This window comes from Pseudomonas sp. PvP001 (assembly GCF_040546375.1).
Lineage (GTDB): Bacteria > Pseudomonadota > Gammaproteobacteria > Pseudomonadales > Pseudomonadaceae > Aquipseudomonas > Aquipseudomonas coleopterorum.
The window spans coordinates 318654-344703 of record NZ_JBEPNQ010000001.1 but is presented as its reverse complement, the minus strand read 5'-3'; the positions used below and the strand labels follow the sequence as shown (position 1 = coordinate 344703).

At 62.2% G+C, this 26050-nt stretch carries 23 protein-coding genes; 16 read left to right on the top strand and 7 right to left on the bottom strand.

Features of this window, described 5'->3' with window-relative positions:
• Positions 1-73 precede the first annotated feature (73 nt).
• Genes gnd through nudC form a run of 5 tightly spaced genes read left to right on the top strand, consistent with a single transcriptional unit; the run spans position 74 to position 6114 of the window.
• On the top strand, positions 74-1051 hold the full coding sequence (gnd, locus tag ABMD26_RS01515) for a phosphogluconate dehydrogenase (NAD(+)-dependent, decarboxylating) (RefSeq protein WP_049860158.1): 978 nt from the start codon (positions 74-76) through the stop codon (positions 1049-1051).
• The gene (zwf, locus tag ABMD26_RS01510; RefSeq protein WP_049860159.1) at positions 1048-2556 is read left to right on the top strand and encodes a glucose-6-phosphate dehydrogenase; all 1509 of its coding nucleotides are present in this window, start codon (positions 1048-1050) and stop codon (positions 2554-2556) included. The genes gnd and zwf overlap by 4 nt, the downstream gene beginning before the upstream one ends.
• On the top strand, positions 2553-3380 hold the full coding sequence (locus ABMD26_RS01505) for a Cof-type HAD-IIB family hydrolase (RefSeq protein WP_354307120.1): 828 nt from the start codon (positions 2553-2555) through the stop codon (positions 3378-3380). Before zwf ends, ABMD26_RS01505 begins: the two co-directional genes overlap by 4 nt.
• A gap of 55 nt (positions 3381-3435) precedes the next feature.
• Positions 3436-5250, top strand: a complete 1815-nt coding sequence (locus ABMD26_RS01500) for a glycoside hydrolase family 15 protein (protein WP_354307118.1) — start codon at positions 3436-3438, stop codon at positions 5248-5250.
• 33 nt (positions 5251-5283) lie between these two features.
• Positions 5284-6114: an NAD(+) diphosphatase gene (nudC, locus tag ABMD26_RS01495; RefSeq protein WP_320521968.1), complete on the top strand. Its 831-nt coding sequence runs from the start codon at positions 5284-5286 to the stop codon at positions 6112-6114.
• Here the strand turns inward: nudC and ABMD26_RS01490 are convergent.
• Positions 6082-6873 carry a TSUP family transporter gene (locus ABMD26_RS01490; RefSeq protein WP_310793135.1) on the bottom strand — a complete coding sequence of 264 codons (792 nt, stop codon included), beginning with the start codon at positions 6871-6873 and terminating at the stop codon, positions 6082-6084. The genes nudC and ABMD26_RS01490 overlap by 33 nt on opposite strands.
• Positions 6874-7175: 302 nt before the next feature.
• Positions 7176-9245 (bottom strand): transketolase, encoded by a 2070-nt coding sequence (gene tkt, locus ABMD26_RS01485; RefSeq protein WP_354307116.1) that lies wholly within the window; start codon positions 9243-9245, stop codon positions 7176-7178.
• Between the two features lie 250 nt (positions 9246-9495).
• Between tkt and hemB the strand changes: the two genes are divergently transcribed.
• Complete coding sequence (hemB, locus tag ABMD26_RS01480) at positions 9496-10470, top strand: porphobilinogen synthase (protein ID WP_354307114.1); 975 nt, start codon at positions 9496-9498, stop codon at positions 10468-10470.
• 8 nt (positions 10471-10478) lie between these two features.
• Here the strand turns inward: hemB and ABMD26_RS01475 are convergent, their stop codons facing one another.
• On the bottom strand, positions 10479-10919 hold the full coding sequence (locus ABMD26_RS01475; protein WP_354307112.1) for a DUF4174 domain-containing protein: 441 nt from the start codon (positions 10917-10919) through the stop codon (positions 10479-10481).
• Positions 10920-11031: 112 nt separating this feature from the next.
• On the opposite strand from ABMD26_RS01475, the gene ABMD26_RS01470 reads away from it, so the two are divergent.
• From ABMD26_RS01470 to ABMD26_RS01450, 5 genes are all read left to right on the top strand, one after another.
• On the top strand, positions 11032-11361 hold the full coding sequence (locus tag ABMD26_RS01470; RefSeq protein WP_049860166.1) for a hypothetical protein: 330 nt from the start codon (positions 11032-11034) through the stop codon (positions 11359-11361).
• Between the two features lie 235 nt (positions 11362-11596).
• Positions 11597-12532 (top strand): hypothetical protein, encoded by a 936-nt coding sequence (locus ABMD26_RS01465; RefSeq protein WP_122742390.1) that lies wholly within the window; start codon positions 11597-11599, stop codon positions 12530-12532.
• 331 nt (positions 12533-12863) lie between these two features.
• Complete coding sequence (locus tag ABMD26_RS01460) at positions 12864-13784, top strand: aldo/keto reductase (protein ID WP_354307110.1); 921 nt, start codon at positions 12864-12866, stop codon at positions 13782-13784.
• Between the two features lie 12 nt (positions 13785-13796).
• Entirely contained in the window at positions 13797-15098 is a 1302-nt protein-coding gene (locus tag ABMD26_RS01455) for an NTP/NDP exchange transporter (protein WP_354307108.1), read from the top strand.
• 82 nt (positions 15099-15180) lie between these two features.
• Positions 15181-17145 (top strand): putative bifunctional diguanylate cyclase/phosphodiesterase, encoded by a 1965-nt coding sequence (locus tag ABMD26_RS01450; RefSeq protein ID WP_354307106.1) that lies wholly within the window; start codon positions 15181-15183, stop codon positions 17143-17145.
• A gap of 22 nt (positions 17146-17167) precedes the next feature.
• Here the strand turns inward: ABMD26_RS01450 and ABMD26_RS01445 are convergent, their stop codons facing one another.
• On the bottom strand, positions 17168-17959 hold the full coding sequence (locus ABMD26_RS01445; protein ID WP_192068641.1) for an SDR family NAD(P)-dependent oxidoreductase: 792 nt from the start codon (positions 17957-17959) through the stop codon (positions 17168-17170).
• A gap of 284 nt (positions 17960-18243) precedes the next feature.
• On the opposite strand from ABMD26_RS01445, the gene ABMD26_RS01440 reads away from it, so the two are divergent.
• Positions 18244-19053 (top strand): sugar phosphate isomerase/epimerase family protein, encoded by an 810-nt coding sequence (locus tag ABMD26_RS01440; protein WP_049860171.1) that lies wholly within the window; start codon positions 18244-18246, stop codon positions 19051-19053.
• 133 nt (positions 19054-19186) lie between these two features.
• Here the strand turns inward: ABMD26_RS01440 and ABMD26_RS01435 are convergent, their stop codons facing one another.
• The 3 genes from ABMD26_RS01435 to ABMD26_RS01425 all read right to left on the bottom strand — a co-directional run bounded on the left by ABMD26_RS01435 (position 19187) and on the right by ABMD26_RS01425 (position 22618).
• Positions 19187-19975, bottom strand: coding sequence for an IclR family transcriptional regulator (locus ABMD26_RS01435; protein WP_354307103.1), 789 nt, complete (start codon positions 19973-19975; stop codon positions 19187-19189).
• A 53-nt stretch (positions 19976-20028) separates the two neighbouring features.
• Complete coding sequence (locus tag ABMD26_RS01430; protein WP_354307101.1) at positions 20029-21027, bottom strand: Gfo/Idh/MocA family protein; 999 nt, start codon at positions 21025-21027, stop codon at positions 20029-20031.
• A 163-nt stretch (positions 21028-21190) separates the two neighbouring features.
• Positions 21191-22618: an MFS transporter gene (locus ABMD26_RS01425; RefSeq protein ID WP_134722216.1), complete on the bottom strand. Its 1428-nt coding sequence runs from the start codon at positions 22616-22618 to the stop codon at positions 21191-21193.
• 287 nt (positions 22619-22905) lie between these two features.
• Between ABMD26_RS01425 and ABMD26_RS01420 the strand changes: the two genes are divergently transcribed.
• From ABMD26_RS01420 to tpx, 4 genes are all read left to right on the top strand, one after another.
• Positions 22906-24183, top strand: a complete 1278-nt coding sequence (locus tag ABMD26_RS01420) for a serine/threonine transporter (RefSeq protein WP_134722217.1) — start codon at positions 22906-22908, stop codon at positions 24181-24183.
• 88 nt (positions 24184-24271) lie between these two features.
• Positions 24272-24766, top strand: a complete 495-nt coding sequence (locus ABMD26_RS01415; protein ID WP_049860176.1) for a hypothetical protein — start codon at positions 24272-24274, stop codon at positions 24764-24766.
• Positions 24767-25015: 249 nt separating this feature from the next.
• Positions 25016-25279 carry a DUF1652 domain-containing protein gene (locus tag ABMD26_RS01410; RefSeq protein WP_354307097.1) on the top strand — a complete coding sequence of 88 codons (264 nt, stop codon included), beginning with the start codon at positions 25016-25018 and terminating at the stop codon, positions 25277-25279.
• Positions 25280-25403: 124 nt separating this feature from the next.
• On the top strand, positions 25404-25904 hold the full coding sequence (tpx, locus tag ABMD26_RS01405; protein ID WP_354307095.1) for a thiol peroxidase: 501 nt from the start codon (positions 25404-25406) through the stop codon (positions 25902-25904).
• The last annotated feature ends 146 nt before the right edge of the window (positions 25905-26050 follow it).

Here is a 26050-nt window from a genome sequence, read left to right as displayed (position 1 = left end):
TACCCTGACCCGCTTCCAGGACATCACCGTTCAAGAAATATCTTTTTCAAGCAACATAGAGTGGAGCTCTCGCATGCAACTGGGAATCATTGGGCTGGGCCGCATGGGCGGAAACATCGCCAGAAGGCTGATGCGCGCTGGTCATCAAACGGTGGTCTTCGATCGCAATCAGGATTCGGTGCATGGCCTGGCCGGTGAGGGCGCTACCGGTGCCGCCGATCTCGCCGATCTGGTGAGCAAGATGGACACGCCGCGCGCGGTCTGGGTCATGCTGCCCGCCGGGGCTCCGACCGAGGCCACCATCGCCCAGCTCGCTGACCTGCTGGAGCCGGACGATGTCATCATCGACGGCGGCAACACCTTCTACAAGGACGACATCCGCCGTGCACGCGACCTCAAGGCGCGCCAGTTGCACTACGTCGACGTCGGCACCTCCGGCGGCGTCTGGGGCCTGGACCGCGGCTACTGCATGATGATCGGTGGCGAGCCGGAAATCTTCGAACGCCTCGACCCGTTGTTCGACTGCCTGGCACCCGGCATGGGCGACATTCCCCGCACCCGCGACCGCAACAGCCCGGATGACCGTGCCGAGCGTGGTTACATCCATGCAGGCCCCGCCGGTTCGGGTCACTTCGTCAAGATGATCCACAACGGCATCGAGTACGGCATGATGCAGGCCTTCGCCGAAGGCTTCGACATCCTCAAGACCAAATCCAGCAGCGAGCTGCCCGAAGACCAGCGCTTCGACCTGAACCTGGCCGACATCGCCGAAGTCTGGCGCCGAGGCAGCGTGGTTTCGTCCTGGCTGCTGGACCTGACTGCCGATGCTCTGGCCAGCGATCAGCAGCTGACCCAGTACTCCGGCGTGGTATCGGACAGTGGCGAAGGTCGCTGGACCATCGACGCTGCGGTCGAGCAGGCGGTACCGGTACCGGTGCTCTCCAGCGCCTTGTTCGCCCGTTTCCGCTCGCGTCAGGACGCCACCTACGGTGACAAGATCCTCTCGGCGATGCGTTTCGGCTTCGGCGGCCATGTCGAGGTTCCCAAATGAGTAGAGCGACCTCGAAAGTAGATGCCGCTCCACCGTCAACCCTGTTTCTGTTCGGCGCCCATGGCGACCTTGTCAAACGCTTGCTGATGCCGGCCTTGTACAACCTGAGCCGGGACGGACTGCTGGACAACGGTCTGCACATCGTCGGGGTCGACCATAACGAGGTGAGTGACGCGGATTTCGCCGCGAAGCTCGAAGCGTTCATCATCGAACAGGCGCGGGCCAAGGGCGTCGACGAGCCGGACAAGGTGCTCGATCCGGCGCTCTGGGCCAAGTTGCGCAAGCGCATCAGCTACATTTCCGGTGACTTCCTCGACGAGGCCACCTACCAGGCCATTGCCGAGCGCATCGAAGTCAACGGCACCGGCAATGCCATGTTCTACCTGGCCACCTCGCCGCGCTTCTTCAGTGAAGTGGCGCAGCGACTGGGCAGCAGCGGGTTGCTCAAGGAGCAGCCCGACGCCTTTCGCCGGGTGGTGATCGAAAAACCCTTCGGTCACGACCTGGCTTCCGCCGAAGCGCTCAACGCGTGTCTGTTGAGCGTCATGAGCGAGAAGCAGATCTACCGCATCGATCATTACCTGGGCAAGGAAACCGTCCAGAACATCCTGGTCAGTCGCTTTTCCAACGGTATCTTCGAAGCGTTCTGGAACAACCACTACATCGACCACGTGCAGATCACCGCGGCCGAAACGGTCGGGGTCGAGACCCGTGGCAACTTCTACGACCAGACCGGCGCCCTGCGTGACATGGTGCCCAACCACCTGTTCCAGTTGCTGGCCATGATCGCCATGGAACCGCCAGCAGCCTTTGGCGCCGATGCGGTTCGCGGCGAGAAGGCCAAGGTCATCGGTGCCATCCGGCCGTGGTCCAAGGCTGATGCCCTGAAGAACTCGGTGCGCGGCCAGTACACGGCGGGACAGGGCGATAAACCCGGTTACCGCGAAGAACCCAAGGTCGATCCCCAGAGCACCACTGAAACCTACGTGGCGCTCAAGGTCATGGTCGACAACTGGCGCTGGGTGGGTGTGCCGTTCTACCTGCGCACCGGCAAACGCATGAGCGTGCGCGATACCGAGATCGCCATTTGCTTCAAACCCGCGCCCTACGCGCAGTTTCGTGACACCGAGGTGGACAGGCTCAAGTCCAACTACCTGAAGATCCAGATCCAGCCCGACGAGGGCATGTGGTTCGACCTGCAGGCCAAGCGTCCGGGACCGGCCATGGAACTGGAGAATGTCAAGCTGGGCTTCGCCTACAAGGACTTTTTCCAGATGCAGCCGTCCACCGGCTATGAAACCTTGATCTACGACTGCTTGATCGGCGACCAGACCCTGTTCCAGCGGGCCGACAACATCGAGAACGGCTGGCGTGCAGTGCAGCCGTTCCTCGATGCCTGGCGCGAGGGTGGCAGCATTGCCACCTACGCAGCGGGCGAAGACGGTCCGGAGGCGGCCGACGAGCTGCTGGCCCGCGACGGCCACCACTGGCATCGTCTGGGATGAGTGCGCCGTCGAATCACCTCATCCAGCTGGTCCTCAGCGACATGGACGGCACCCTGCTGATGCCCGACCACAGCCTCAGCCCCGCGGTGATCGAGGCCGTGGCGCAGCTGCGCGCGGCCGGGGTGAAGTTCACCCTGGCCAGCAGCCGTCCACCGCGGGCCATGCGCCAGCAGATCGAGGCCTTGGGCATCGACTTGCCGACCGCTGCGTTCAATGGCGGTGTGCTGATCAATGCCGATGGCAGCGAACTGCAGTCCCACTGGGTCGACCGCGAAGCCGTGGACATCTGCCTGGCGCTGTTCGCCGAACACGCTCTGGACGTTTGGGTGTTCGCCGACGACCAGTGGCTGGCGCGGGATCGCAAGGCCGAGTATTTCCCCAAGGAACTGCACGCGCTGGGCTACGAGCCGCTGATCGTCGAAGACTTCACGCCGTATCTGGATCGTGTGCACAAGATGGTCGCCACCTCCGGCAACTTCCAGCTGTTGGTCGACCTTGAACAGCAGTTGCAGGCGCCGTTGCACGGCAAGGCCATCGCGGCGCGCTCGCAGCGGTACTACCTGGACATTACGGCGGTGCTGGCCAACAAGGGCGAAGCCTTGGCCACATTGGCAGAGCGTCTGGGCATCGAACTGGCCAACACGGCCGTGCTGGGCGACGGCGGCAACGACGTGGCCATGTTCAAGCGTGCCGGATTTTCCGTGGCCATGGGCCAGGGCGAGCAGGTCGTGCGCGAGCAGGCCGATGCGGTCACCGCCAGCAATGCCGAGGATGGCGTGGCGCAGGCCATTCACGAACTGATCCTGCCGCGCGCGCAACGTTGATGTAGATTCCAGGCGCGCACCGTTCCCGGTCCGCGCCAGTGGTCATGAGGGTTCCATGCCGGCGCTGATCGAAGACTACGCCCTGTTGGGCAATTGCCGTACCGCTGCCCTGGTCGACCGCTGCGGGTCGCTGGACTGGCTGTGCTTTCCCCGATTCGATTCCCCCGCCTGTTTCTCCGCCTTGCTGGGCAGCAGCGACAACGGCCGCTGGCGTATCTGTCCCAGCCAGCCGTTGACCGGTACCGAGCGACGCTACCGCGACAGCACGATGATTCTGGAGACGGTGTTTCATACCGAGCAGGGCAGCGCCATGCTCGTCGACTGGATGCCGGTCGGCGAGCAGGACTGCGTGGTGCGCACGGTGGTCGGCCTGAGCGGACAGGTCGAGTTCGACATGGAGCTGGTCATGCGTTTCGACTATGGCAGCAGTGTGCCGTGGGTCGAGCAGGCTCAGCCACGAACGCTCACGGCAGTGGCCGGCCCCGACATGCTGGTGTTGCGCAGCGCCTCCGATCTGCACGCCGTGGACCACCGCACCGGTAGCCGCTTCACGGTCGAAGCCGGCGAGCAGTTGTGCTACCGCTTGAGTTTTCAGCCCTCGCATCTGCCCGTGCAACCGGCGGTGGAGGCTGAACTGTCCCTGGTTGAAACGGAACGCTATTGGCGCGAGTTCGCCCAGCGTTGCCCGGATGTCGGCAGCTGGACGCCCTTGGTGAAACGCTCGCTGCTGACCCTCAAGGCCATGACCTATGCCCCCACCGGCGGCATCGTGGCCGCCGTGACCACCTCGCTGCCCGAACAACTGGGCGGGGAGCGCAACTGGGACTACCGCTATTGCTGGCTGCGCGACGCGACCATGACCCTGCTGGCGTTCATGAACCTGGGCTACTACGAAGAGGCGGCCGCGTGGCGCAAGTGGCTGATGCGCTCGGTCGCCGGCAACCCCGAGCAGATGCAGATCATGTACGGCCTGGCCGGTGAGCGCCGATTGCCCGAGCAGACCTTGCCGTGGCTGACCGGCTACGAGGGTTCGGCGCCGGTTCGCATCGGCAACGGCGCGGCGACCCAGCGCCAGCTGGATGTGTACGGCGAAGTCGCCGACGCCATGAGCCAGGCCATTCGCGCCGGTCTGCCCCGTCATCCCCGCGGTGCCGCGATCTTTCGCGTGATCCTGCCGTACCTGGAAAGCATCTGGGAACAACCCGACGAAGGCATCTGGGAGATCCGCGGCGAACCCCAGCATTTCACCCATTCCAAGGTCATGGCCTGGGTGGCGTTCGACCGCGCAGCGACCCTTGCCGAGCCGACCGAAGAGGGCCGCGCGCAAGCCCAGCACTATCGCGCCGTCGCCGACCGGATCCATGCTCAGGTGTGCAGTCGGGGCATCGATACCGAACACGGCCATTTCGTCCAGGCCTATGGCTCGACCCATACCGACGCCAGCCTGCTGCAGATCGCCTTGACCGGGTTCCTGCCGCCAGACGACTCACGTGTCGTGGCGACCGTGGCCCGTATCGAGAGCACGTTGATGCGCGACGGTCTGCTGCTGCGTTACGACACGGCCCATGGCGTCGATGGCCTGGACCCGGGCGAGGGGACTTTTCTGGTGTGCTCTTTCTGGCTCGCCGATGTCTATGTGCTGCAAGGCCGTATGGCTGACGCCCAACGTCTGTTCGAGCGTCTGGCCGGTCTGTGCAACGACGTCGGCCTGTTGGCCGAGCAGTACGACCCCAAGGCGGCGCGCATGCTGGGCAATTTTCCCCAGGCGTTCAGCCAGCTGGGCATCATCAACACCGCGCTCAACCTGTACCGCGCGCAGAACCCGGCTCAGGCTCGCGCAGCCGCGACAGCCGGCGTGTGTGTGGAATGATCGGGCAACGGTGGCAAACGAGGATTGGATTCGATGAGTGAACGCTGGACCACGGCGGTACTCGATACCGCGATACCCGGCGGCCTGGCGGTCGCCCGTAGCAGCCAGGGGTTTCTCTGCGCTGCCCAAGGCGTGCTGTTCGAGCGCCAATGGCTGAAGCAGCAACCCCTGGACATCCTGGCCGAACACGGGATCGGCCATTTCGATGGCCAGCCGGTCTACCTGCTCGAACTGCGCAGCCCGGATACGCCGGATGACTGCCATTGGCAAGGCTTGCGTCAGTTCATGCTCGAAGGTGATTTTCAGGTTTATCGCATGCTCGGCTACGCCGCGCAGATTGGCACCTGGGCGCGTGAGCATCGGTTCTGTGGCAGTTGCGGCGGGCCCATGCAGCAGGTCCAGGGCGAGCGGGCGATGCATTGTGCACGCTGTGAGCTGCGCAGTTACCCGCGGATCTCGCCGAGCATGATCGTGCTGGTCACCCGTGGCGACGAGGTGCTGCTGGCGCGTTCGCCGCGATTCGTTCCGGGTGTCTACAGCACCTTGGCAGGCTTTGCCGAGCCGGGCGAATCGGCCGAGGACTGCCTGCGCCGCGAGGTGATGGAGGAAGTGCAGGTCACCGTTCGCAACATTCAGTACATCGGCAGCCAGTGCTGGCCGTTTCCCCATTCGATGATGCTGGGCTTTCACGCCGAATATGCGGCCGGCGAGATCGTTCCGCAGTTGGACGAGATCGAGGACGCGCAGTGGTTTCACATCGACGCGTTGCCGGCCCTGCCGGCTGGGCGATCGATTGCCCGGCACCTCATCGACCTCTATGTGGCGCGCCGCTCAGGCCTGCCCGAACCAGTGCTGCCAGGCTAGGCGTACGGTCAGCGCCAGGACGATCGTGATGAACACCGGGCGAATGAATTTGGCCCCGCCGCCAATCGCGGTGCGCGCGCCGAAGAAGGCGCCGACCATGACCGCCAGGCCCATGCTCAAACCGATCAGCCAGTCGACCTGGCCACTGGCGATGAACACCGTGAGTGCCGCGATGTTGCTGACGAAGTTCATGCTGCGCGCCACGCCGCTGGCGCGAACCAGATCGAGCGGGTAGAGCAGCAGCGTGCTGACGGTCCAGAAGGCTCCGGTGCCGGGGCCTGCGACACCATCATAGAAGCCCAGGGTCAGGCCTTGGGGCAGTTGCCATTTGCGCTTGATCGGCGCGTCGCTGTCCAGTGGGGCTTTGGGTGTGCCCCCGAACAGCAGGTACAGACCGCAGGCGAAGACGATCACCGGCAGCATCTTGTTCAGCCATTCGGCGGGCATGTAATGCGCGGCCCCCGCGCCGAGGAAAGCCCCTAGCAAGGTGCCCAGCAGGGCATTCTTCCATTGACGAGGATGAAACAGCTTGCGGCGATAGAATGTGTAGCCGGCCGTGGCCGAGCCAAAGGTCGAGCTCAGTTTGTTGGTGCCCAGCACCAGGTGCGGCGGCAGGCCGGCGGTGAGCAGGGCAGGGGTGGTTAGCAGGCCACCGCCGCCGGCAATGGCGTCGATGAAACCGGCGATGAACGCCACCAACACGAGAATGAGCAGAACGCTCGGCGTAACGCTGAGGCTGGAAAGAAGGTCGAAGGGCATGTCATCGGCTTCACGGCAGGGTGCATGCGAAAGGCGCATGCGAAAGCCGCCATTTTAGCCATCGCCTGCGCCATCGCAAACCGTATTCGTGTGTAACGCGCCTGACGGCACCGCGTTCATCCAGACACACCGCATCCACCACCGACGCGGCTCGCGCCGCTGCTACAAACACCGCGCACCCCTGTAGCAGCGGCGCAAGCCGCGTCCGGCCACACCGCGTTCATCCGGACCCACCGCGAACCCGGTAGCAGCGGCGCAAGCCGCGTCCGGCCGCACCGCATACCCTTACACCATCCGCGCAATCAACCAATCTGCTCCTTGGCCAACTTCACTACGTTGTCCACGGTAAACCCGAACTTGGCCTGCAACTTGTCGATCGGTGCAGAGGCGCCGAAGCTGTTCATGACCACTTTCGCGCCCGTCGCGCCGACATACCGGTCCCAGCCCAGCGGCCCAGCCTGTTCGATGGCCACGCGGGCGGTGACTGCCGCTGGCAGCACTTGCTCACGGTATCCGGCGTCCTGGTCCTCGAACAACTCCCAGCAGGGCAGGCTCACGACCCGCGCCGCAATGCCCTGAGCCTGCAACTCTTCATAGGCCTGAACCGCCAAGCCCACTTCGCTGCCGGTGGCAATCAGGATCACCTGCGGTTTGTCGCTATCGGCCAGGACATAACCGCCCCGAGCAACGCCTTCGGCACTGGCGAAGCGCTCACGATCCAACGTCGCCATGGGCTGGCGCGACAGCACGATGCACGAAGGCCGATCGGTCTGTGCCAAGGCAATCTTCCAGGCCTGAGTCGTCTCATTGGCATCACCTGGACGTAACGTCAACAACCCCGGGGTGGCCCGCAGTTGGGTCAGATGTTCGATAGGCTGGTGGGTCGGCCCATCCTCGCCCACACCGATCGAGTCGTGGGTAAACACGAACACCACCGGCAACTCCATGATCGCCGCCAGGCGAATCGGCGGTTTCATGTAATCGCTGAACACCAGGAACGTCGAGGTGTAGGGTCGGATGTAGCACAGCGCCAGGCCGTTGGCGATGGCGCCCATGGCGTGCTCGCGAATGCCGAAGTGCAGGTTGCGGCCACCGGGCTCCGTGGCCGAGAAGCTGCCGGCTCCGTCAAAGGTCAGGTTGGTCTTGGTCGAAGGCGACAGGTCGGCCGATCCACCCAGCAACCAGGGGATCTTCTTGGCAAACGCATTCAGCACCTTACCCCCGGCAGCACGCGTCGCCAGGCCTTTGGCGTCGGTGTCGAAGGCTTCCAGTTCCGCTTCCCAGCCTTCTGGCATTTCACCGGCCCGCATGCGTCGCAATTGCTCGGCCAGCTCCGGTTCCCGCTCGCTCAGGGTCTGCAGTTGGCGCTCCCACTGCTCATAACGTTCGCCGTGATGGGTCAGCAGCGTGTCGCGCAGATGGTGAGCGGCCTGCTCAGGCACCGAGAAACTGCTGTTCTCATCCCAACCATAGGCTTTCTTGGCGAGCTTGATCTCATCGTCGCCCAAGGCTTCACCGTGAGCAGCGGCCGTGTTCTGTTTGTTCGGCGCCCCATAGCCGATCACGCTGTCGACCATGATCAAGGTCGGCGCATCGTGCGTCCGGCTGAACTGCTCGAATGCCTTGGCCAGCGCCTCGGTATCGTTGGCATCGGTCACGTGCAGCGTGTTCCAGCCGTAGCCCTTGAAGCGAGTCATCACGTCTTCGCTGAAGGCCAGCTCGGTGTGGCCTTCGATGCTGATCGTGTTGTTGTCGTAGATCCAGCACAGGTTCGACAGCTTCAGGTGGCCGGCCATCGACGCGGCTTCGCTGCTGACGCCTTCCATCATGTCGCCGTCGCCGCAGATCACGTAGACGTTGTAATCGAACAGCTTCAGATCGTCCCGGTTGAAGCGCGAGCCGAGCCAGCGCTGAGCCATGGCCATGCCCACGCTGTTGGCGCACCCTTGCCCGAGCGGGCCGGTCGTGGTCTCCACGCCGGTGGTGTAACGGTATTCCGGGTGACCTGGGGTCTTCGAGTCCATCTGGCGAAATTTCTTGATGTCGTCGAGGCTGATGGCCGGTTGGCCGGTCTTGGTGCCGTCTGCGTCGATTTCCTCGACACCGGCCAGATGCAGGAGGCCATAGAGCAGCATGGAGGCATGGCCGGCGGAGAGCACGAAGCGGTCGCGGTTGGGCCAGTCGGGATGCTCAGGGTGGTAGCGCAGGAAGCGGCTCCACAGGGTGTAGCCGACCGGGGCCAAGGCCATCGGGGTGCCGGGGTGACCGGAATTGGCTTTCTGTACCGCGTCCATCGCCAGGGTGCGCAGGGTGTTGATGCACAATTGGTCGTTGGCGGCGGAGGAGGCTGAAGTTGGAGCTTGATTAGGCATGTCGATTCGATCCCACATTGAGTTCGCGAGGAAATCGCGGTGAAGATGTCGTCAGGGTTGACCCTCCGGCGGCCGGGTAAGTTGCGTTGCAAGCGCCCGGTGCCGTGTCGGCGCCCTCGAGCCAGCCGTTCCGGGCAAATTGTTACCGGGCATGCAACGCAGCTTTATCGAAATCCGGTTTGCCCCACGCCTGCGTCCCGGCCTAAGCTTGGCCGTTCGATGCCGTATGCCCTTACCAGTGGAATCCATGATGCCCAGCCAGTTTCCTTCCGCCAGGCCCCGCCGCCTGCGCCGCAACGCTTCTTTCCGCGATCTGTTCCAGGAAGCCGAATTCAACCTAGGCGACCTGGTGCTGCCGATTTTCGTCGAAGAAGAAATCGACGACTTCGTTCCCATCAGCAGCATGCCGGGAGTCATGCGGATCCCCGAATCCAAGCTGGCCGGCGAAATCGAGCGCTACGCGCGTGCCGGCATCAAGTCGGTGATGACCTTTGGCGTGTCCCACCATCTGGACGCCGACGGCAGTGACACCTGGAACGAAAACGGCCTGGTGTCGCGTATCGCGCGCATCTGCAAGGACACCGTCCCGGAAATGGTGGTGATGGCCGACACCTGTTTCTGCGAGTACACCTCCCATGGGCACTGCGGTGTCCTGCACGGTGATCATGTCGACAACGATGCCACCCTGATCAATCTCGGCAAGCAGGCCGTGGTGGCCGCACGGGCAGGTGCCGACTTCATCTCGCCGTCGGCGGCCATGGACGGTCAGGTGCAGGCGATTCGCAGTGCGCTGGACGAAGCCGGATTCTTCGATACGTCGATCATGGCCTACTCGACCAAGTTCGCCTCTTCGTTCTATGGGCCGTTCCGCGAAGCCGGTGGTACGGCGCTCAAGGGTGACCGCAAGACCTACCAGATGAACCCGATGAACCGCCGCGAAGCGGTGCGTGAGTCGTTGCTCGATGAGCAGGAAGGCGCCGATGCACTGATGGTCAAACCGGCCGGGGCCTACCTGGACATCATTCGCGACATCCGCGAAGCCTCGCGGCTTCCCTTGGCGGCTTACCAGGTCAGCGGCGAATACGCCATGATCAAGTTCGCCGGCCAGGCCGGGGCCGTGGACGAGCAGCGTCTCGTGCGCGAGAGCCTGGGCGCCATCAAGCGTGCGGGTGCGGACCTGATCTTCACCTACTTCGCCATGGACATCGCCCGCGAAGGCATCTGAGGCTCGGCTCACTGCCTCTGGCGCATCGGCATGCGATCGATGGTAGTGAACAGCGACTCGGGATCGACCGGCCCTGGCCGGTCGACCTTGATGCCACCGTCCTTGCCCACCAGTATCACCCGCGCCCCGGCATCGCCCCGATGCCCGACCGCCTGCAGCAGTGCTGCACTGGCTGAACCGCTCAGCGGCTGGCCATTGCGGCTGGCGGCACCCGCGACGATCTCGTACAGCACCATCTCCCGTTCGACGAACCCTTCACGGGCGTCTGGCTTGCCCAAGGCTTCCCGCAGCTCCACCAGGGTCGCGTCCTGAGCGTTGGGGACGATCACGATCAAAGGGCGGCTCTGCCAACGTTCGGCTACCAGCGGATTGGCGTCGCTGGCTTCGGCCGAAGCCAGCGCAAGGCCCAGTCCAACGCCCAGTGCAAGCACTGCAATCGTCGCTTTCATGTTCGATCTCCCGATGGTTTCAAGCCTGTACACAATAGTGTCACTCCCGGTAGAACTTGGCGATGCGCCCGGGGTTCAAAGCCCTACCGCTCCTTCGCAATGGGTCTTCACCATGACACTCCGAATTCAGCAACAAGACATCGAACGAGCCAATCTGCGCACCGTCAGCGAAATCTGGCTGGCAGGGCCGAAGTGCACCTATGACGTGGAAAGCGAGGTCGATAGCAAATGCTTCTGGCGCGGGCAACCTACCGTCAGCCACGACATGCTCAGTGAAGGGACTCACGAACAGAATCTGCAGCGTCTGTGGCTGGTGGTCGCCAACGTTGACGATGATGCCGAGGTGGGTGCGGCCGAAGCACTGCTGCGTGCGTCCCTGGAAAAACAGAACATGGAAGGGGAGTTCTATCCGGCGGAGCAGAAAAACACCACTGCGCCGTGAGTTTTACAGTGTAATAGTCAATCTATTTTACGTTTCAAAATAATGCAAAAAGCCCGGTCGATCAGCCTCGATTCGGGCATTCTGCCTGAACTCGCTTCTAGCTTTGTCTTATAACTAGCTGATTTATGTAGGTATCTGGCAATAATCGGCTGGCATGGTGTGTGCACCGGTATCCCTGGCAAACCGCACGTGAGCGATCACACAGGTTCAACCTGCTAGGAGCACGACAACAATGATGAGCCCTGCCGAACACCTTCCTCCTGCCGCGCTATCCGCCTCCGCGGACAGCTCCAATCACTCGGGAGTCTCCTGGGCCGCGATCTTCGCCGGCGCCGCTGCTGCCTCCGCACTTTCCATGATTCTCGTCGTACTGGGCTTCGGCCTGGGTTTCTCGGCCGTATCACCGTGGGCTGACAAAGGGGTGAGCGCCACGACTCTCGGCGTCTCGACCGTCCTGTGGCTGACCTTCACGCAAATCGCTGCATCGGGCATGGGCGGCTATCTGGCCGGCCGGCTGCGGGTCAAGTGGGCCAATATGCATGGCGATGAAGTGTACTTCCGCGACACCGCCCATGGCTTCCTGGCCTGGGCCGTTGCTTCGTTGGTCACCGCCATGCTGGTATTGGGTTCGGTGGGCAGTGCGATCGGCAGCGGTGTGCAGGCCACTGCCAGCGTCGCCGGTGGGGCGTCCGTCGCAGCCGCGAGCTCCAACAGCGATAGCGCGAGTGACCCCTATGGTTACTTCGTGGACATGCTGTTTCGTGACAACCGTCCCGTCGCGGTCAGCGATGACGCGGCACACGCCGTGGTGACCCGCATCTTTGCCCGTACCGTGAGCAACGATGGACAGCTCGCCGTCGAAGACCGTGCCTACCTGGCACAGCTGGTCAGCCAGCGCACCAACCTGACTCAAGCCCAGGCCGAGCAGCGTGTCGATCAGGTCTACGGTCAAGCGCTGAAATCGGTGCAGGACGCTGAACTGGCTGCCCGCCAGGCCGCTGACACTGCCAAGAAAGTCGCTGCCGCCACTGCACTGTGGACCTTCGTTGCCTTGCTCTGCGGCGCATTCTTCGCCAGCTTCGCAGCAACCTTCGGTGGCCGCAGCCGCGATGCCGTGGTCTGGCATGAACGCGACCGTACCCGCACCCACACACCCACTTCGATTCGCTGATCAAGGAGTACTGCCATGCGCTCGATTCTTTTGTTCTTTCTCGGTGTGCCTATCCCGATCATCATCCTGATCGCGCTGTTCATGCATTGAGTCCCGCCGTATCGGCCGCTTGAACGGGTCGACTCGACACACAACGCCCCTGGCGCAATTTCATTGCCCGGGGGCTTTTTTGTTTGTGCCAGGCGAAATGCGGTGAGTGGCTAATTTTTATCTTCATGTTTCATCAGCAGACATCTGCGCCCCTTGTGATCCGTACTTCGCCATACTGAGCTCCGCCCCTCTGTAGGAAGCCTCCCCACATTTCGCGTGAAAGATCTCAAGGAGCAGCGCCATGCCGACTCGCCGCCAGTTCGTTCAATACACCGCCGCGCTCGGCGCCCTGGCCAGTTGTGGCCCGCTGATGTCGCGCCTGGCGTTCGCGGCGCAGCCGCTGCTGCAACGCAAGATACCGGCGACCGGTGAGTTGCTTCCCGTGATCGGACTGGGTACGTCCCAGACGTTCAATGTAGAGCCGGAGTCGGCGGACATGGCCCCTCTGCGCGAGGTGCTGGCGGCGTTCGTAGCGGGCGGCGCCAAGGTCATCGATACGGCGCCCAGCTACGGTCGGGCGGAAGTAGTCAGCGGCGAGCTGGTGGCTCAAGCCGCCGCACGCGACAAGGTGTTTCTGGCGACCAAGGTCTCGTCCACCGGCCGCGAGGCCGGTATGCGCCAGATCGAGGCCAGCTTCAAGGCGCTGCGCACCGACAGGATCGATCTGATTCAGGTTCACAACCTGCAGGACACCCGCACGCAGTTGGCGCTGCTGCGCGAACTCAAGGCCCAGGGCCGCATTCGCTACATTGGCGTGACGCACTACGTGGAGTCGGCCCAGGATGAGCTGTTGGCCGTGCTGAAGCAGGAGCCCGTCGACTTCGTGCAGATCAACTACTCGATCGGTGCGCGCAACGCCGAGCGCAAGCTGCTGCCGTATTGCGCCGACAAGGGTATCGCCACCTTGATCAATCGGACGTTCGAAGCCGGCCGCCTGTTCGCCAAGGTCAAGGGTCGTGCCGTACCTGAATGGGCCAGCGCCGAGCTGGATGCCAGTTCCTGGGCGCAGTTGATGCTCAAGTTCGTCCTGGCCAATCCTGCGGCGACCGCCGTCATTCCCGCCACGTCGCAGCCGCGTTATGTGCTCGACAACCTGCTCGCCGGCCAGGGTCGTTTGCCCAATGCCGAGCAACTCAAGCGCATTGCCACCGAGTTTGCCTGAGGTGCGTCTTCCATGACCCCCATCGCTGCGCGCTTCACGCAGGTGATCAATGCCCGTCCTGGCGAGGGGCAGGCCGCACTGGCCGGGTTCGCGTTGTTCTTCTGCCTGTTCTGCGGCTATTTCATGCTGCGACCGATCCGCGAGTCGATGGGCATTCAGGGCGGTGTGGAAAACCTGCAATGGCTGTTCACGGCCACCTTCATCGCCATGTTGGTGGCCGTGCCGCTGTTTGGCTGGCTCAACTCCAGGGTGGCCAGGCTTCACTATATCGATTGGGTCTACGGCTTTTTCTGCGGCAATCTGTTGCTCTTCGCCGTTGCGTTTGGCGCTGCGGAACAGGGCATCTGGCTGGCGCGGGTGTTCTATGTGTGGATCTCGGTCTATAACCTGTTCGTCATCTCGGTCGCCTGGAGCCTGATGGCCGACGTCTTCGATGGCGCACAGGCCAAGCGCCTGTTCGCGTTCATCGCCGCGGGCGCGAGCGTCGGCGGTCTCGTCGGCCCGGCCCTGAGCGCCTTGCTGGTGAGTGTCATGGGGCCCAGCGGCCTGTCGGTACTGGCCGCTGTGTTGCTTGCCATCGCCGTCGCCCTCAAGCACCTGTTGATGAGCTGGCGCGCTGTGCACGGGGCAGGGCGGCCCGGCGCCGCTCAGGCCGAAAACCCGCGCCGCCCGGTGGCTGGCAATCCGTTCAGCGGGCTGACCCGTGTGCTGCAATCGCGCTACCTGCTGGGCGTCTGCGCCTTCGTGGTGCTGTTGGCCACGGTCAGCACCTTTCTGTATTTCGAGCAGGCGCGCCTGGTGGCCGAGTTGTTCCCCAGCCGCGAGGAACAGGTCCGGGTATTCGGCATCATCGATTTCGTCGTTCAGGCCGGCGCACTCACCGCGCAGCTGTTCATCACCGGCCGGCTGGCGCAGCGACTGGGGGTTAGGACCTTGCTGGCCTTGGTGCCGGCGCTGGTGTGCCTGGGTTTCATCGGCCTGGCGCTGGCGCCGAGCTTCGCCATGCTGGCGGGGCTGATGATTGCCCGGCGCATCGGTGAATACGCGTTCGTGCGACCTGGGCGCGAGATGCTGTTTGCGCCGCTGGACGCAGAAACCAAGTACAAGGCGAAGAACTTCATCGACACCGTGGTTTACCGCGGTGGCGACGCCTTCAGCGGCTGGGTCAAGAGCCTGCTCGACCTGCTCGGTCAGGGCGTGGTGCTGATCGCGCTGGTGGGCGCCGCCTGCGCCGCGCTGTGGGGCGTGGTGGGCTGGTACCTGGGCGGTAAAGCCGACACCGCCAGCACCCAGCCTGTCGGACCACACAAATAAACCGCCTCGATCGCGTCCGGTTGGCTACAGTAAAGCTGAGTTCGGCCGACACCCTCTGATTACAGCCATACATTCGGACATGATGTCTACGACCAGACGCTTTTCCTGCACCGGCCTGTTCGCTCTGATCAAACGGCTGTGCAGCGTACCTCAAGGCAACTCGCGTCTGCTCGCGGCCCAGTACAAGGCCCTGGCCAGGCAGATTCCTCTGATGTACTTCATCCTGCTGATCAACAGCTGGGCACTGGCCTTTACCCACATGGCCAGTTCGCCGGTGTGGATGACCGTGCACATCCCTCTGGTGTTGACCATCATCAGCCTGGTGCGGGCGGTGGCCTGGCGTCGAGGCTGGCAGCAGCAACCCGACGACGTCGAGGTCGCCCAGGCGCTCGCGCGGACCAACCGTATCTGCTGCGTGGTGGCCATCGGTTTCACGGTCTGGGCCCTGGCGCTGTTTCCCTATGGCGACAGTTATGCCAAGGCGCACGTGGCCTTCTACATGGCCATTACGGTGATCGGCTGCATTTTCTGCCTGATGCACCTGCGTTCCGCGGCCCTGATGACGGCGGTGGTGGTCAACGTCGCCTTCGTCGCATTCTTTGCCTCCACCGACAACCCGACCTTCATCGCCACCAGCGTCAACGTGTTGCTGGTCACCGGCATCATGCTGGTGGTGCTGCAGAACAACTATCGCAACTTCACCGGACTGGTGAACGCCCAGGCGCGCAGCGAAGCCCTAAGCGACGAGAACTTCCTGCTGGCCAACAAGGACAGCCTGACCGGATTGCCCAACCGGCGCTGGTTCTTCAACTGCCTGGACACCTGCCTGGCCAAGGCGGGCGAGGAGGGCCAACGCCTGGGCGTGGGCATCCTCGACCTCGATGGCTTCAAGCCGGTCAACGACCTGTACGGTCACAGCGTCGGCGACCGCCTGCTGGCCGAGGTCGGCACACGCCTGGCTGCGTTGCTGCCCGATAACGTCCAGGTCGCGCGCCTGGGAGGCGACGAATTCGCGCTGATCCTGCCCGACTGTGGCGACAACCTGGAGATTTCCCTGTTTGCCGAACGCATCTGTGTGGAACTGAGCAAACCCTACCTGCTGGTCGATGTGCCGATCCAGGTGGGCGCGTCCATGGGTCTGGCGACCTTTCCCGATCTGGCCGGCAATGCCCATGAATTGTTCGAGTACGCCGATTACGCTCTGTACCAGAGCAAGCACCATTTCGTCGGCCATATGTCGCTGTTCTCGGCTGCGCACCGCAAGCAGCTGCAAAGCGCGATCATCACCGAACAGGCCTTGCGACGTGCGGATCTCGAGCGTGAATTCCATGTCGCCTTTCAGCCCATCGTCGACCTGCAGACCGGTGCCACCGTCGCCTTCGAGGCCTTGGCGCGCTGGCAGAGCGTGGAGCTGGGGCCGGTTCCGCCCGGCCAGTTCATTCCGGTCGCCGAGCGCAGCGGCATGATCAATCGCCTGACCCTGCCGCTGCTGGCCAAGGCCTTGCGGGGTGCCGCGGCCTGGCCGGCGCCGATTCGTCTTTCCTTCAACCTGTCGGCCCATGACTGCGGTTCGCCCGACGCAGTCCAGGCCATCGTCCAGCTGCTCACCAGTGGGCTGTTCGATCCGAGTCGGGTCGACCTGGAGATCACCGAGACGGCGACCCTCAAGGATCTGGATCTGGTCCAGGAAGCGATCGCCACCCTGCGCTCGTTGGGGTGCGGCATTTCCCTGGACGATTTCGGCACCGGCTATTCCAGCCTCAGTCACCTGCATGCGCTGGCATTGACCAAACTCAAGGTCGATCGCAGTTTCGTCGCCCGCCTGCACGAGAAGCCGGCCAGTTACAAAATCGTCAAATCCTTGCTCGCACTGACCCAGGACATGGACCTGGATTGCATTTTCGAGGGCGTGGAGACCCGAGAGGAGGTTCAGGCGTTGGTCGCATTGGGCTGCCGCTATGTGCAGGGCTACTACTTCGCCCGGCCCATGTCCGCGCTGGATACCGCGGACTGGATTGCCCTGGACCATGCTCCGGTTCAGCGCTGACGACGCTTGGCCTTTGCCGTGATCAGGATTTCGAGCCGGGCCGGCCGGGTATGTGGTTGAGGATGGACTTGGAGAAGCCACCGTCGACGCAGATATCTTGCCCCGTCACGTATCCTGACAATGGGCTGACCAGAAACTCGATCACGTTTGCGATATCGATCGGTTGGCCAATCCTGCCCAACGGGATGATTGCCTCCCTGGCTTTCTTGAGTTGTGGGTCAGCGTAGATCTTTTCGGACATCGGTGTGTGTGTCATGCCCGGAGAGACCACGTTGACGCGGATACCTTCGGGCGCCCATTCCAGGGCCAGTGTCTGGGCAAGCATCGTCAATGCCGCTTTGGTCGGGCTGTAGGCGCCCGAGCCGGCATGTGGAATCTGGCCGGACATCGAAGAGGTAAAACAGGCCGCACCACCGCTCTCGCGCAAATGCGGGTAACTGGCTTTGGCGAGGAGCCAGGCGCCGCGTAGATTGACCGAAAACATATCGTCCCAATCTGCAAGCGTCAGGTCGCAAATCTTGCCAGGGCTGGCGATGCCGGCATTGGCCACCAGGGCGTCAAGCCCGCCGAACTCCGCGACCGCTGTCGCCACCAGTTGACTCGGTACTTCATCCTTGCCGAGATCCCCGCACAGTGAAATGGCGACTCCTCCCATGGCCTCGATGGACCTGACGACTTCTTTCTGTGTGTCATTCGGGGCATGTCCACAGACCGCAATTCTAGGCTGGACTCCTCGAGCCAGCGCCGCCTCCGCGATTCTCATGCAGGCCGACGCGCCGATACCACTGCTACCACCACTGACCAGAGCTCTCATTGATGCAGTCCTTCTTATTGGATTTATTGGATGTCGTTGTTTGAACCGGGACATTCGAAACAATGCCAACATACGAAAACAGCTTGTGCTTTGCAATCGAATTGACAACGTAACTCGATTCCATTATGTTTTTTTGGTGTTTGTTTTATCCTGTCCTGGCGGCTACTGCGGCGATCTTCCAGCCAAGTAAGACCGAGGCGTTGTATGGCCTTGGCCAATCACCGGATCAATAGTCCGTGGCCTTTTCCATTTCGTCGAAACAATAACAAGAAGGGAATTTGAGTATGATCATCAGCACGTTTTCCTACCTATGGGCGTCCACGGCCATCGATGCCATCGCCGAACTTTCCGAGCACGGGCATCGCGTGTTCGAAGTGCCTGTCAGTTCGCCTCATTGCTGGCCCGTGGAACTCTCGACTGCCCAGCAGTCCGAAGCCTACGTGCGGCTGCTGGGTTACGGTGCCAAGGTCAGGTCCCTCAACGCTGGCGGCTATGACATCAATCTGGCCAGCCCCGCTGCGAACATGCGTCGGAAAAGTATCGATCACATCAAGGCAGTGATCGATCTGGCCGCCGCCTGGGGTACGCAAGAGGTGGTGATATCCCCTGGCACTCGTCGACCGATGATTTCCCCGCCACTGGAAAAGACCTACGACTGGATGTACGAAAGCCTTGCGGTGCTGACACCGATGGCGAAGCAGGCCGGTGTCCGGCTGCTTCTCGAAAACACGCCGTACTGCTTCACCCCCACGATGCCGCAACTGGCAGAAGTGGTCGAAACCCTAAACGATGATACGGTCAGGGTTGTCTACGACATCGCCAACGCCGCGTACATCGCTGAAGATCCGGTCGCGAGCTTGCTGGCTTACCATGCTGCTATCGAATTTGTGCACGTGTCCGACACCGGTATGGATGTCTGGGGGCATGATCCGGTTGGGACCGGTGTAGTCGACTTCGTAGGGCTGGGTGAGGCCGTTCAGGCCACCTGCGGTATCGAAAACTGCGTGCTGGAAATTATCCGCGAGGAAAACGCGTTGCACGAACTGAACAAGGGTGTGGCGGACCTGCGCGCCAAGGGATGGAAAATTCCATAGGCAGCCCACGGGTTTGCAGGCCCTCAGGGCCTGCCATGCGATCCGTTGCCGACGCCGGGATCAGAAGGGACCAGGCACTTGGGACGTTACTTGGCATATCGCAGCGCAAGCATGCGCGCGATGGGGCAACGAATCACGCTTCGCTCACCGAATTCCAGAGCGCCCAGTGTTCGCCCAGCTTGATGGCTGAACGCTTGAGGCTTGCCAGGTGTGCATCAAGCGTTTCTTCGCGCATGCGTGCTATGGGGCCGGCAATGCTCAGAGTCCCCACAGGCGCGGTGTTGGCTGGGCGCGAGGCGTCGAAGACGGCCACTGCCACTACGCACACGCCGACTTCGCCTTCCTCGCGCACGACCGCATGTCCTTCGCTACGAATCAAGGCTATGTCATCGAAAATGTCGCGAATCGAAACACGCGCCTTGGGGCCTGCGTAGTCTCGGGTGTTTTCTATGTCCCAGGCTGACAGGATCCGCATGGCGCGCTCGTCGCGCATGGTCGACAGCCACACTTTTCCTGCCGCGGTCGTGTGCGGGATGATCTTTTCATCCAGGGCCCGGCGGTATTGCAGGCCCCGAGTGTTCTTGGTGGCCTGAAGTACCCAGGTCAGATGATCCTCCGCGACCTCTGCCAGCCGAACGTGCTCGCCGGTTTCAACGGCCAGGTCATCCAGCAATGGCTGCATGATTCTGGCAAATCCCGTTTCATTGATGAAACTCATGCCCATGCTGGGAATCTTCAGCGTCAAGCGGTAGTGATCCTGTTCGTCCTGACAAACATATCCCCTTTCTCGAAGCGCGCTCAATATGCGGTGAGCCGTTGCCATCGCAACTTGGGTCTGCTCGCTGATCTCAGACAGAGAAAGACCACCCGGATGAGCAAGCAGCAGTTCCAGGGTGTTGAAGTAACGTCCAATATGCGACAAGTTTCCAATCCTCTACGCTGCCGGCCGACGCCAGGCAACTTTGATTCACGATGCTAGAGCCGAACGGGAAAACCACCCAGGCGATCCGATTCATAGGCAGCCTCGATGATACTCAGGACTGTATGCATTGTCGCAAGTCTTGCACCCCCATAGGCAGTGTCACGATCGGCAGCGAGAACATCGGTCACGAAGTTGTCGTAATACACGTCCGAGTTCAGGCTCATCTGCAGGTCGCTGGCCTGGCCGTTGGAATCAATCACACGCATGCCTTCTGCGGTCGAACGGGCGTAGAACCGATCGCTCGACAATGAAAATGAATACTCACGCTGTTCCGGGGTGTTGGCCGGGTAGTTGTATCCCGTTTCGATGGTGCAGATGCAGCCGCTCTCGGTTACCAAGGTCATCATGGAGCCAATTTCCACGGCCGCCAGTTGCGGGTCACGATACATGACCGCAGAAACGCTGCGTATGCGTTCGGCGCAAATCTGCTCGATCAGATCAACGAAGTGAACGGCCAGATTGATCGTGCAGCCGCCTCCCGAGCGTCTTGGGTCGAGCATCCAGGCACAGCTGTTGGTCAGGTAGCGATCGGGTGGGCCGGCATTGAATCGAAATGACTGAGTCCTCCATTTGGCGCCGGTGTGCAGCGCCGCACTTTTGAGCCGGCTCAATAGTTCGCTGTGCCGCCAGATCAGGGGTACGGCCACGAACAGATCAGCGGCTTCGGCCAGTCGTTGCAACTCCAGCACTTCCTGCCGAGTGAGCCCGCAGGGCTTTTCCATGGCGAACGGGATGCGCCGCTCTATCAGTGTTTTGCCCATGTCATGGAGTTCATCGTGCGGGCCGAAGGCGAAGGCGAAGTCAGCTGGCTGGTGCTGCAACAGGGTCTGCCAATCATCGAAGAGCCTTGCGCCGAAGCGTTCGGCCAGGGCGGCGCCGCGCGTTCCGGTGGCGTCGGATATCGCCGTGACGGTGACATCGGCCAGCCGCTCCAGGGCATCCAGGTATAGCGGCGTGTGCCAATGGCTTACTTCCAGGAGAACAACGTTCACACATTCATTCCTTATTGATGGTGGTGGCGTGTCAGGTCCTGCGGTTGCCACAGGGCCGTCCGGCGCAGGCAGAAGGTGTCGTCACCTTCTGCCTGCGTCGTCCAGGTGCGTGTGGCGCTGCGCAGAGCCTTGAACAGTACGTCGACAGTCCGCCTGCTGCTCGTCAGGAACGTGTTACCGACACCGATTGCGGTACGTTCATTGCCGGCTTGCGGCTGGACAGTGCCTGCACCCGTTCATATTCCTCCTTCGACATCGGGACGGCATTGGGGTCGCCCAGGTCCTTGAGGCGTACGCGGTAGGTTTCACGGGTAGTGAACGCGGCGATTGCAGAGATGGCGCAGATGCCGAACGTCAATGCGCCGATTTTCAGGGGGATGTTTTCGGTTCCGGGAGGCGCAATGGTGACGAACAGGGCAGGGAGGAACGCCGTGCAGGCCACGCCGATGTTCTGACCGATTGCCATACCCGTGACACGAACCCGGGTACGGAACAGTTCGGGGAACAAGCTTGGAAACACACCATTGAACCCTTGGTACGCCACGCCCCACATGAGCAGCGACAGAATCAGCGACAGCCACAGGTTGTGAATGCTGATCGCGTAGAGATAAGCGAATGACAGCAGCCCGCCGCACAGGACTCCTACGATGACCGGAGGTCGACGGCCGATCCTGTCAGAAAGCTTTCCAACGAAGGGGATGAGAACGACTGCACACAAATTGCCCAGTACCGGGATCCACATGAACACCCCGGAAGGGAAGCCAATCCCGTAGGCAGGCTGAACTGCATAGGTTGCGCCGAAAACCGAGGCGACGATGGCAAGCACCGCAGAGAGCGCCATGCAGATCACCCGCAGCACATCTCGCCAGCTTTGCGTGATCACTTCGACCACAGGCAATTTCTCGGGTTTGGCGTGAGTCTTCGCTTCGGTGAACACCGGGGCTTCATGAACTTCACGGCGGATGATCCAACCGGCCACCAGTACCACGGCGCTCAGCAGGAACGGAATCCGCCAGCCCCAGGCAGCGAACTGATCGGCAGGCATGAACTGGGCGAGCGGGAGGAACACTGCCGCGGCCAGGAGTTGCCCGGCCTGTACGCCTTGCAGCGTGAAGCTGGCGAAGTATCCGCGACGCCCGTCGGGTGCATGCTCCAGGGTCATGGAACTGGCGCAGGACACTTCGCCTGCGACGGCGAAGCCTTGCACCAGGCGCAGGAAGATCAATATCGCCGGCGCCCATACACCGATCTGCTGGTAGGTGGGAAGCAGCCCGATGCTCAGCGTGGAGAAACCCATCAGGAACATGCAGTAGACCAGCACGGTCTTGCGCCCATGTCGGTCGCCCAGATGTCCCAGCACCACGGCACCGATCGGTCGGGCGACGTAGCCGACACCGAAGCTGGCCAGCGAGACGATGATGCCGACAGTGGGGTTGTCTGTCGGAAAGAACAGTTGCGGGAAAAGCAGCGCCGCAGCAGTGGCGTAGATGAAAAAGTCGTAGTACTCCAGCGCCGATCCTATCCACCCGCTGGCGGCGGCTTTCCTCGACTGGCGCTTGGAATTCGGGTCGGGTTGCAAGGTATCGCTCATGGGATTGCTCCAGGATTTTATTATTGTAACGACGTTCCACTTGTAATGTTGTTCTTGAAAGGTTGTTTCGTCAAGCGGTCTGCACGCCGTTGCACGCGCTGTGGTTGCAATCCATCGCCTAGGCGAGGGGTCGCAATGCCTTTGGCGCACCGTTGCTCGAGTAACCCTTTGCTTTCCTTGCACAATCTTGGACAATCACGCCCCTTTTCAAGGCCGGGGCGCTGCCAGCTGCACGTTTTTCCGCTTCCGGCCATCGATTGAACACCGGCAAGCGGAGATTCGAACGGATGAACGAGCAAGCCAACAGCCTTGACCCCCGATACGCGCAGGCGCCCGCCGCGCTGACGCCCTGGAACCGCCACGACACCACATGGATGCTGGGCCTGTTCGGCACCGCGATCGGCGCCGGCACGCTGTTTCTGCCGATCAACGCCGGCCTCGGCGGCTTCTGGCCACTGATGATTCTGGCAGTGCTCGCCTTTCCGATGACCTACTACGCGCACCAGGGCCTGACTCGCTTCGTGCTGTCCGGACGTGCCGGGACCGACATCACCGACGTCGTGGAAGAGCATTTCGGCATCAAGGCCGGGGCGTTGATCACGCTGCTCTATTTCTTCGCCATCTTTCCGATCCTGCTGATCTATAGCGTCGGCCTGACCAATACCGTTGGCAGCTTCATGGAGCACCAGCTGGGCATGCAGACCCCGCCGCGGGCGGTGCTGGCGCTGGTATTGATCCTGGGCCTGTTGATCGTGGTGCGTTGTGGCGAGCAATTCATCGTCAAGGCGATGAGCCTGATGGTCTACCCGTTCATCGTCGCACTGTTGCTGCTGGCCTTGTACCTGATCCCCCATTGGAACGGCGGCATCCTCGCCACCGCAGGTGAGATGCCCGCGCCGGGCGCGTTCATTCATACCCTGTGGCTGGCGATTCCCGTGATGGTGTTCTCGTTCAACCACTCGCCGATCATCTCGGCCTTCGCGGTGGACCAGAAACGCCGCTACGGGGAGCACGCCGACCAACGCAGCAGCCAGATCCTGGCCCGCGCCCATGGCTTGATGGTGGTGCTGGTGCTGTTCTTCGTGTTCAGCTGCGTGCTGACCCTGTCCCCTGCGCAGTTGGCCGAGGCCAAGGCGCAGAACCTGTCGATCCTGTCCTACCTGGCCAATCACTTCAGCAACCCGGTGATCGCCTTCGCCGCGCCATTGATCGCGATCGTGGCGATCGCCAAGTCGTTCCTGGGCCACTACATCGGCGCCAGCGAGGGCATCAAGGGCCTGGTGCTGAAATCCGGTCGTCGACCCAATGCCAAGGCCCTGGACCGTTTCACCGCGCTGTTCATGTTGCTGGTGTGCTGGCTGGTCGCCACGCTCAACCCGAACATCGTGCGCATGATCGAGAGCTTCGGCGGCCCGGTCATTGCCGCCTTGCTGTTTCTCATGCCGATGTACGCGATCCGTCGCGTGCCGGCCATGCGCAAGTACGCTGGGCACATGTCCAACGTGTTCGTGACGCTGGTCGGCCTGGTGGCCATTTCGGCCCTGGTCTATTCGCTGAGCGTCTGACCAAGCCTGTTACACTGACCACCGATGCCCGACCTGCGGCGGCCGATTTGCGGCCAGTCCAGGGCGGGCGCGCACCGAGGTGGTAGCGATGGACGAAGTACAGCAACTGGCTGACATGCTCCAGCAACATGCCGCAACCCAGCAACGCCAGCAACAGGCGTTCAAGGATCAATGCCAGCACTGGCGGGACAGCATCCAGGCCCTGTTCGCTCAGATCGAAACCTGGCTGGCGCCGCTCACCGAGCGGCAGCTGCTGGTGATCGAGCGCACGCCCTGGGTGGCCACCAGCAGCACCTACCCCAGCGATCATTCGCCCTTCATCAGCGAGTCCCTGGCGATCATTCTGGCGCAGCGTCGGGTAGAGCTGGTGCCGCAGGTCATGGGGCAGGGCGGGGCGATGGTCATTGCCGTGGCAGGCCTGACCTCGGATCGGCACGGCAGCATCTCCATCGTCAAGGACTCGGCCGATGGCGCCTGGTTCTGGCGCAAGGATCGCGGTACCAAGGAGGCGGAATCCAGTCAGCTGGATGCGCATTTCTTCGCTCAGCAGTTGCAGGGGCTGATTCCCAAGTCTCGCGACTGATCAGGGCTGCGCTGTCGACGTCGGGTGTACAGGTCTTGAAGTGCTGAAACGCTTCTTCGAATGATCTGTACAACTATTTTATATCCTTATGTTTCAGCAGTTTATCGGAATCTTGGGGTAGGCCGAAAACTCCCGTTGCGCCTGCGTGAAAGCAGGTATATACCTTGAGAAACACGAAACGTTCTGCAGTCCCGAGACCGAATGCGTCACGGGTGGGACGCCAATCACCGGCTCCAAAGGAGATTGACCATGCTGCCCCCCGGACTTAGCTCGCTGGAACTGCGCAGGCTCGTCGAACTGGCGTTCCTGCCCCAGAAATGCGTGTGCACAGTCACTGGCGATCAGTCAGTGTGCGTGAAGTTGATGAATCCGCAGACCGATGAAGTCGAGATGGTCAGGGTGGACATTCCTCTTGACCGCGTCACCAATGCCCGCGAGTGCGCAAGGCTGGTGCTCGAACTGCGGGCGCGGCCTCGGCCAGCAACTGCAGAAGCCCGTGCCAGAGCCGGTTGATGTGTTTCCCCGAGCAGCTTGGGTGCAGCGGTGTGCAGAACTTTTATTTTCACTTTGCGCATAGGCCGTACAGCCGTTTTCATGCTTAACTTTGCCCTTTCTCAATCCGAAAAGGACAAGGCTCATGGCTCAAGTGACGCACAAAGGCAACGCCATCAAAGTGGACGGCGAGCTTCCTCAGATCGGCGCTCAGGGCCCGGCGTTCACCCTGGTCGGCGGCGGGCTGGCTGACGTTTCTCTGCAAAGCCTGGCCGGCAAGCGCAAGGTGCTGAACATTTTCCCAAGCATCGACACCCCGACCTGCGCTACCTCGGTACGCAAGTTCAATGCTCAGGCCAACGACGTGGCCAATACCGCCATCCTGTGCATCTCGGCTGACCTGCCTTTCGCCCAGGCCCGTTTCTGCGGTGCCGAAGGCCTGGAGAACGTGCAGAACCTGTCGACCTTCCGCGCCCATGACTTCCACCGCGCCTACGGCGTCGACATCGCCGAAGGCGCCCTCAAGGGCCTGACCGCCCGCGCCGTCGTCGTTCTCGATGAGAACGACAAGGTGCTGTACAGCGAACTGGTTCCGGAAATCGGCCAGGAACCTGACTACGCGGCGGCCGTCGCTGTCTTGAAGTGACTCACTCCCTGTAGCAGCGGCGCAAGCCGCGTCCTGTGGCGCCGCGTAAGGTCAGATGCTCCGCGTAGCCCGTGACGCGGCTCGCGCCGCTGCTACAGGGTGCGACGTCGTTGTAGCAGCGGCGCAAGCCGCGTCCGGTTGCGCCG